Genomic DNA, 8,123 nt, shown 5'->3' on the forward strand with positions numbered 1-8,123 from the left:
GGTCCAGCTCGGCTGGGCCCAGCTCGCCCTGGGCAACCTCCTGCTGGAGATGGCCGAGGACCTGCCCGCGGCGCGGGCGGCGTACGGGCGCGCCCTCGCCGTCCTGCGCGCGGCCGGTGACCGGGCGGGGGAGGCCAACGTGCTGATCTGCCTGGCCCAGTCGCTGCGCCGCGGCGGCGAGTACGAGCCGATGATGCTGCGCTACCAGGAGGCGCTGCAGATCCTCCGCGAGGTCGACGACCCGCTCAACCTGTTCATGGTCGAGGTCGCCCTCGGGAAGGTCCGGCTGCGGGCCGGTGACCTCGCGGGCGCCCGGCCGCATGCGGAGCGGGCGCTGGCGCTGGCCGGTGCCGCCCACTTCGCACAGGCCCGCAAGGACGCCTTCGACCTGGCCGGCGAGGTCGCGCTGGCCGGCGGGGACGTGCCCGCGGCCCTGGCGCTGTTCACCGGTGCGGTCGAGCAGGCCCGGGCGCAGGGTGCGCCGGTCGGCCTGGCGATGGCGCTGCACCACCTGGCCCGGGCCCGGCAGGCGGCCGGCGAGACGGCGGCGGCCCGGGCGGCCGCGACCGAGTCGGTGGAGATCTTCACCGCGCTCGGCCGGGTCGAGCGGGACGAGGTCGGTGCGCTGCTCCGCGAGCTGTCCGCCACGGAGAAAGCCGCGATAAAGCGCCCGCCTGAAGAATGATCCGGTCCAACCAACGGGGGTATGCGGCCCGTGCGCTATGAGCGCGCTGGGCCGCAGGAGGACCGCACGACGAGCTCCGTGGGCAGCCGGATGTGCGTGTCGCGCTCGACCCCGGCGATCAGGTCGACGAGCAGCCGCAACGCCTCGGCGCCCATCTGCTGCAACGGCTGCATGATGGTGGTCAGCGGCGGGTTGACCGACGCGGACTCCGGCACGTTGTCGAAGCCGATCACGGACAGGTCGGCGGGGATCGACAGGCCCATGCCGCGGGCGACGTCCATCGTCGAGATCGCCGAGAGGTCGTTGCCGGCGAACACCGCGGTCGGCCGGTCCGGCAGCGCGAGCAGTTCGGCCGCCGCGCCGGCGGCGCTCTCCACCCGGAAGCCACCGATCCGCACGAGGTTCTCGTCGACCGGCACGCCGGCGTCCGCCATCGCCTTGCGGAACCCGGCCTCGCGCAGCCGCGCCGACTCGAGGTCGGGCCGGCCGGACAGGTGGCCGATCCGGCGGTGGCCCAGCGACAGCAGGTAGTTCGTCGCGAGCACCGCGCCCGCGAAGTTGTCGGAGTCGATCGTCGGCAGGCCGGACGGGCCGGTGTGCGGGTCGACGGCCACGACGTGGAAGTCCTGCTTGGTCTCGACCACGGTCGGGGTGACGATCACCGCGCCGTCGATCAGGGTGCCGGAGAGTCGGGCCAGTGAGCGCCGCTCCCAGCCGATCGACGTGCCGCCGCCGTCGCCCGAGGAGTAGGCGAGCAGCTGGTAGCCGGTGCCGGCGACCTCCTTGGACGCGCCCTTGAGCAGCTCGGTGGAGAAGGGCTCGAACTCGGCGACCAGGATGCCGAGCACATTGGTGCGGTGACTGCGCAGGCCCTGCGCGCCGAGGCTGGCCTCGTAGCCGAGCTGGTGGATGACCTGCTGGACGCGCGCGACGGTCGCCTGCGCGACGCCGTAGCGGCCGTTGACGACCTTGGACACGGTGGCCACCGAGACGCCGGCCGTGCGGGCCACGTCCGACATCTTCACACGCTGCGGGAACACCACGCGGATGAGGATAGCTGGCCGCGCGAGTCGGTTCGGGAGCGTTTCGAAACCGATATCGATAACGATTGACACTGGCCAAGAAGGACTGCAAAACTCCCCGGCATAACCGGACGCCGTGGCGATGCGGCCGCATCGCGACGGCTGAGGAATCTCGCTTAATGCCGAGCACCGCGACTGACCGGTCGAGGAGACATCGATGGCAATCAAGCACCGTGCTAAGGCTTTTCTTGCGATTTTCATGACCAGTGCGCTCGCCCTGGCCGCCTGCGGCGGTGGCGGCGACGAGGAAGAACCCGCTGCCAGCGACCTGTTCAAGAACCCCGTGACGCTGACCTGGTGGCACAACGCCTCCCAGGACGGCCCCGGCAAGACGTACTGGCAGAAGGTCGCCGACGACTTCACCAAGCTGCACCCGACGGTCAAGGTGGAGATCGAGGCGATCGAGACGAACCAGCTCCAGCGCACCCGGCTCCCCGCCGCGCTGCTGACCAGCGACCCGCCGGACATCTTCCAGGCGTGGGGCGGCGGCGAGATCCGCGAGCAGGTGGAGGCCGACTACCTCAAGGACCTCACCGAGCAGGTCAAGACCGAGGTCGGCAACATCGGGAGCGCGGCCGAGATCTGGCAGGTGGACGGCAAGCAGTACGGGCTGCCGTTCCGGATGGGCATCGAGGGAATCTGGTACAACAAGGACATGTTCGCGCAGGCGGGCATCTCCGCGCCGCCGACCACGTTCGAGGAGCTCAACGACGCGGTCACCAAGCTCAAGGCGATCAACGTCGTCCCGATCGCGGTCGGCGCCGGTGACAAGTGGCCCGCGGCGCACTGGTGGTACAACATGGCGCTGCGTTCCTGCTCGGTGGACACGCTGAAGAAGGCCTCCGTCGACCTGACGTTCGACGACCCGTGTTTCGTGAAGGCGGGCGAGGACCTCAAGACCTTCATCGACACCAAGCCGTTCCAGAACAACTTCATCGCCACGCCGGGCCAGAACGACCCGACCAGCGCCAACGGCCTGCTCGCCAACGGCAAGGCCGCGATGGAGCTGATGGGCGACTGGAACAAGGGCACCCTGGAGACCGTCGCGGAGGACCCGGCGAAGCTCAAGAAGTTCCTCGGCTGGTTCCCGGTGCCGGCGCTGTCCGGCTCGGCGGGTGACCCGAAGGCGGCCCTCGGCGGCGGCGACGGCTTCGCCTGCGCCAAGAACGCCCCGGCGGAGTGCGTCGAGTTCCTCAAGTACATCCTCAGCACCGAGGTGCAGAAGGGGTACGCCGAGACGGGCACCGGCCTGCCGGTGGACAAGGGCGCCGCGGCCGCCGTCGAGGACCCCGCGCTGAAGTCCATCCTGGATGCCACGGCGAGCGCCACCTACGTCCAGCTCTGGCTGGACACCGCGTTCGGCAGCACGGTCGGCAACGCGATGAACGACGCCATCGTCGCCATCTTCGCCGGCAACGGCACACCGCAGAAGGTCGTCGACGCGATGAAGTCGGCTGCCAAGAAGTGACCTCGACGACGTCCAGCCCGAGCCTTGCCGGCGGTGCCTCCGCGCCGCCGGCGGGCTTCGGGTCCGCCAGGCGCTCCGGCCGCGCCGCCGAGAACCGCCGCAAGTGGTACGAGATCATCGGGCTCACCGCACCGGCGATCGCCGTCTACGTCATGTTCGTCCTCGTGCCGATGGGCTTCGCGGTCTACTACAGCCTCTACAAGTGGCGCGGCGTGGGACCGCCGACCAACTTCGTCGGCTTCGACAACTACGTGCTGGCGTTCCAGGACCCGATCTTCCTCGACGCGCTGCGCAACAACGCCGTCATCGTGGTCGGCTCGCTGCTCGTGCAGGGCCCGATCGCGCTCGGCGTGGCGCTGCTGCTCAACCGCCGGTTCCGGGGCCGCACGGTCTTCCGGCTGCTGGTGTTCGTGCCGTACGTGCTGGCCGAGGTCACCGTCGGCATCATGTGGAAGCTGATCCTGACCGACGGCGGCACGATGGACGCCCTGTTCCGCTCGCTCGGCCTGGGCGGCCTGGTGCAGGCGTGGCTGGCCGACCTCGACGTGGTGATCTGGACGCTGCTGTTCGTGCTCACCTGGAAGTACGTCGGCTTCGCCATCATCCTGCTGCTCGCGGGACTGTCCAATGTGCCCCACGAGCTGACCGAGGCCGCCGCGATCGACGGCGCCGGCTGGTGGCAGATCCAGCGGCACGTCACGCTCCCGCTGCTCGGCCCGACGATCCGCATCTGGATGTTCCTGTCGATCATCGGCTCGCTGCAGGTCTTCGACGTCATCTGGGTGACCTCGGTGCCCGCGGTCCGGTCACTGGGTGCGTCGAACACCATGGCGACGTACATGGTGGACAACGGCTTCTTCGCCCGGCTCTGGGGCTACGGCAACGCCGTGGCGGTGATCCTGTTCGTCATCTCGTTCGTCGCGGCGCTGCTGTTCCAGCGGTTCATGCTCCGCCGTGACATCCAGGGTGCCATCACCGGAAGGGCGAACTGATGTCGCGCCGTCCCATCACCTGGGCCAGCCCGGTCACGTACGCGCTCGCGCTCGCGGTCGCCGCCGTGTCGATCGCACCCGTCGTCTACGTGATCGTGGGCGGGTTCCGCACGACACCGCAGATCGTCGCGGACCCGGCGGGGCTGCCCGACCCGTGGGTCTTCGACAACTACAAGCGGGTGCTGACCCAGAGCGACTTCTGGGGCCAGGCGTTCAACAGCGCGGTCGTCGCGGTCGGCACGACACTGCTCGTCCTGGTGCTCGGGGTGTGCGCCGCCTACGTGCTGGCCCGCTACACCTTCCGCGGCCGGGAGGCCCTCTTCACGTTCTTCACGCTGGGCCTGCTCTTCCCGGCCGGCGCGGCGATCCTGCCCCTTTATCTCATGCTCCGCGACCTGAACCTGACCAACTCGTACTGGGCGGTGATCCTGCCCCAGGTCGCCTTCTCGTTGCCGATCACGATCGTGATCCTGCGCCCGTTCCTGACGGCCATCCCACGCGAGCTGGAGGACGCGGCCGCGATCGACGGCACGGGCCGACTCGGTTTCCTGTGGCGGATCACGCTGCCGCTCTCGAAGCCGGCCCTGGTCACGGTCGGCGTGCTGGCCTTCGTGGCGAGCTGGAACGCGTTCCTGTTGCCACTGCTGGTGCTCAGCGACGTCAACCTGCACACGCTGCCGCTGGGCGTGCAGAACTTCAGCAGCCAGTACACATCGGACACCGCCGGCATCCTTGCCTTCACGTCCCTGGCGATGCTCCCCGCCCTGCTCTTCTTCACGTTCGCGGAGAAGCAGATCGTCGGCGGCCTCCAGGGGGCGGTCAAGGGTTGACCGGGCGGAGCGGCACGAACAGCGACAGCACGACGCCGAGGGCCGCTACGACCGCCCCGCCCACTGCTGGCGCGCGCGCAGCAGGCGGGCGTCTTCCGCGCCGACGTCATGCGCTTCGCGATGGCGTACACGACGGTGAACTTCGCCTCTCCCGAACAGCGCGACCGCATGCTGGAGATCGCGTTCGACGGGCTCAGGCCCCCACGCCGTTGAGGAGCGTGTCCGCGACCAGGTCGGCGGCCTGGGGTGGGGCCACGTCCGGGAAGTCGTAGGCGATCGTCTTCACCAGCTGGTCGAGGACGGCGCGCGCCCAGGCGGGGGAGACGTCCGGGCGCAGCAGGCCCTCATCGACGGCGCGCTGGACGAAGGCGTCGAGCCGGGCGCTCTGGGCCGACGCGCGGCGGTCGGCGGCCGGGTCGGCGCGCATCATCCGCCTCGTGTCCACCGGCCACTCGCGGCTGACCGGGACGATCCCCTCGACGTAGCGGTGCAGCGCGACCGCCACCGGCGCCGCGGTGAGCCGGGCCGCGTCAAGCACGCGCTCCGACGAGTCGAGCTTCGCCTCGAAGACGGCGCTGAGCAGCGCCTCGCGCGTGGCGAAGCGCCGGTGCACGGTGCTGCGGTCGACGCCCGCCTCGGCGGCGATGGCCGACAGGGGAGTGTCCGGATTCTCGGCGAGCAACCGGGCCCCGGCGCGCAGCACCTCGGCGAGGTTGCGGGCGGCATCAGCTCTCATGGTGCCTTGAATCATACCCGCGAGTGTCACTTGACAAGTCATCCACGTCACAGCAGCGGTGTGGGAAATAATTACTGCCACGCTAGTGTCTTACTTAGCGATCGAGCTTCGACTAGCGACAGGAGTTTCCCGATGACACGCACGTGGCTGATCACCGGTGGGTCCCAAGGGCTCGGCCGGGCGCTGACCGAGGCGGCCCTGGCGGCCGGCGACCGGGTCGCGGCCACCTCGCGGCAGGCGGACGCGCTGCCGGACCTGCGGGCGGCGTACCCGGAGCGGCTGTTGACCCTGGCCCTCGACATCACCTCAGCAGCCGACACCCGGGCGGCGGTGGCGACCGTGGTCGACCGGTTCGGGTCGCTCGACGTCGTCGTCAACAACGCCGGGTACGCCACGACCGGGACGATCGAGGACTTCCCCGAGGACGAGTTCCGGGCGCAGGTCGAGACCAACCTGTTCGGCGTGGTCAACGTGACCCGGGCGGCGCTGCCCGTCATGCGGCGCCAGCGGTCCGGCCACTTCGTGCAGGTCTCGTCGGTCGGCGGCCGGGTCGGCGGCACGCCGGGGCTCAGCGCGTACCAGACCGCGAAGTTCGGTGTCGCCGGCTTCTCCGAGGTCCTCGCGAGCGAGGTGGCACCGCTCGGCATCAAGGTGACGGTGGTGGAGCCCGGCGGCATCCGCACCGGCTGGGCGGCCGGCGCCGCGGTGACCTCCGGCCCGACGCATGCCGACTACGCGTCGACCGTCGGCGCCTGGCAGGACCGGTTCGCGGCCTACAGCGGCTCCGAGCCCGGCGACCCGGCCCGGATGGCCGACGCGATCCTCGAGCTGGTGCACCGCCCGGCGCCGCCGCGCCGGCTCGTGCTCGGCAACGACGCGCTGGACATCGTCCTCGCCCACGAGGAGGAACGCCTCGCCGAGGCCCGGCGATGGGCCTACGTCAGCCGGTCCACCGACCTGCTCACCGAAGGAGCGACCGAATGATCGTGCGTGACAAGCTCTACATCGGCGGGCGCTGGGTGGCGCCGAGCGACCCCGCACTGCTGGAGATCCGCTCGCCGCACGACTACTCCGTGCTCGGCCGGGTCGCCCAGGCGGCCGACGCCGACGTCGACGCGGCGGTGGCCGCGGCGCGGGCGGCGTTCGACCACGGACCCTGGCCGCACACCGACCCCGCGGAGCGCCGGGCGGTGGTCCGTCGGCTCAACGCGCTGCGGGAGGCCCGGGCCGAGGAGATCGCCGAGGTCATCTCGGCCGAGAACGGTTCGGCGGGCTGGTTCACCAGGCTCGGCCAGCCGTTCCTGACCCGTCAGGTCAACGCCTACCTCAAGGCGGCGGAGGAGCTGCGCTGGGAGGAGGTCGTCGCACCGTCGGACCCGTCGGTCGCCTTCGACACGATCGTCCGGCGCGAGCCGATCGGCGTGGTCGCGGCGGTCATCCCGTGGAACTCGCCGTTCTCCGCGGCGACCGCCAAGCTGACGCCGGCGCTGCTGGCCGGCAACACCGTCGTGCTCAAGGTCTCGCCCGAGAACTCGCTGAGCATGACGCTGCTGGCCGACCTCTGGCACGAGGCGGGCCTGCCCGCGGGCGTGCTCAGCATCCTGCCCGCCGACCGGGAGACCAGCGAGCACCTCGTGTCGCACCCCGACGTCGACAAGGTCGCGTTCACCGGGTCCACCCGGGCGGGCCGACGGATCGGCTCGATCGCCGGTGCCCAGCTCAAGCGGGTCAGCCTCGAGCTCGGCGGCAAGTCGGCGGCGCTTATCCTGGACGACGCGGACCTCGCCGCGGCGATCCAGGGACTCCGGTTCGGTTCGCTGGCCAACAACGGCGAGGCGTGCATCCTGCAGACGCGGATCCTCGCGCCGCGCAGCCGCTACGCGGAGGTCGTCGCCGCGCTCACGGACATGGTGGAGTCGCTCAAGGTCGGCGACCCGGCCGACCCCGACACGTTCATCGGTCCGATGATCCGGCCCGACCAGCAGCAGCGGGTGATCGACTACATCAGGCTCGGTGTCGCCGAGGGCGCCCGCCTGGTGACCGGTGGCCCCGAGGTCCCGCCGGGCCTGGAGCAGGGGAACTACGTCACGCCGACGCTGTTCGCCGACGTCGACAACGACATGCGGATCGCCCGGGAGGAGATCTTCGGACCGGTCCTGGTCGTGATCCCGTACGACGACGAGGACGACGCGGTACGCATCGCGAACGACTCCGAGTACGGCCTGTCGGGCGGGGTCTGGTCGCCCGAGCCGCATGATCTCGTCGAAGGCGCCCCGGCCGCGGGCCACCGAGTCCGGGTCGTGGCGGTCCACCACGATGTTCGGGTGCAG

Annotated in this window: 7 protein-coding genes and 2 pseudogenes; 7 read left to right on the plus strand and 2 right to left on the minus strand. The window is 70.7% G+C overall.

Annotated elements, in window-relative coordinates:
- Window positions 1-685, plus strand: a pseudogene (locus AB0H87_RS34050) (hypothetical protein); the annotation flags it as partial.
- A 35-nt stretch (window positions 686-720) separates the two neighbouring features.
- On the opposite strand, the gene AB0H87_RS34055 reads toward AB0H87_RS34050, so the two are convergent.
- A complete protein-coding gene (locus AB0H87_RS34055) occupies window positions 721-1,728 on the minus strand; it encodes a LacI family DNA-binding transcriptional regulator (RefSeq protein ID WP_360155229.1) in 1,008 nt (335 codons plus the stop codon).
- 238 nt (window positions 1,729-1,966) lie between these two features.
- On the opposite strand from AB0H87_RS34055, the gene AB0H87_RS34060 reads away from it, so the two are divergent.
- The 4 genes from AB0H87_RS34060 to AB0H87_RS34075 all read left to right on the plus strand — a co-directional run bounded on the left by AB0H87_RS34060 (window position 1,967) and on the right by AB0H87_RS34075 (window position 5,270).
- Complete coding sequence (locus AB0H87_RS34060; RefSeq protein ID WP_360155232.1) at window positions 1,967-3,235, plus strand: extracellular solute-binding protein; 1,269 nt, start codon at window positions 1,967-1,969, stop codon at window positions 3,233-3,235.
- Window positions 3,232-4,227 carry a sugar ABC transporter permease gene (locus AB0H87_RS34065; protein ID WP_360155235.1) on the plus strand — a complete coding sequence of 332 codons (996 nt, stop codon included), beginning with the start codon at window positions 3,232-3,234 and terminating at the stop codon, window positions 4,225-4,227. The genes AB0H87_RS34060 and AB0H87_RS34065 overlap by 4 nt, the downstream gene beginning before the upstream one ends.
- Complete coding sequence (locus AB0H87_RS34070) at window positions 4,227-5,057, plus strand: carbohydrate ABC transporter permease (RefSeq protein WP_360155238.1); 831 nt, start codon at window positions 4,227-4,229, stop codon at window positions 5,055-5,057. The genes AB0H87_RS34065 and AB0H87_RS34070 overlap by 1 nt, the downstream gene beginning before the upstream one ends.
- 120 nt (window positions 5,058-5,177) lie before the next feature.
- The gene (locus AB0H87_RS34075; RefSeq protein ID WP_360155247.1) at window positions 5,178-5,270 is read left to right on the plus strand and encodes a hypothetical protein; all 93 of its coding nucleotides are present in this window, start codon (window positions 5,178-5,180) and stop codon (window positions 5,268-5,270) included.
- Here the strand turns inward: AB0H87_RS34075 and AB0H87_RS34080 are convergent.
- A complete protein-coding gene (locus tag AB0H87_RS34080) occupies window positions 5,251-5,793 on the minus strand; it encodes a helix-turn-helix domain-containing protein (protein WP_360155241.1) in 543 nt (180 codons plus the stop codon). The genes AB0H87_RS34075 and AB0H87_RS34080 overlap by 20 nt on opposite strands.
- Before the next feature lie 132 nt (window positions 5,794-5,925).
- Here AB0H87_RS34080 and AB0H87_RS34085 point away from each other — a divergent pair, with 132 nt between their 5' ends.
- Both AB0H87_RS34085 and AB0H87_RS34090 read left to right on the plus strand, forming a co-directional pair.
- Complete coding sequence (locus tag AB0H87_RS34085; protein WP_360155244.1) at window positions 5,926-6,777, plus strand: oxidoreductase; 852 nt, start codon at window positions 5,926-5,928, stop codon at window positions 6,775-6,777.
- Window positions 6,774-7,985, plus strand: a pseudogene (locus tag AB0H87_RS34090) (aldehyde dehydrogenase family protein); the annotation flags it as partial. The gene AB0H87_RS34085 and the pseudogene AB0H87_RS34090, both read left to right, overlap by 4 nt.
- Window positions 7,986-8,123: the final 138 nt, after the last annotated feature.

It is taken from the genome of Asanoa sp. NPDC050611, from assembly GCF_040654855.1.
Taxonomy (GTDB): domain Bacteria; phylum Actinomycetota; class Actinomycetes; order Mycobacteriales; family Micromonosporaceae; genus Asanoa.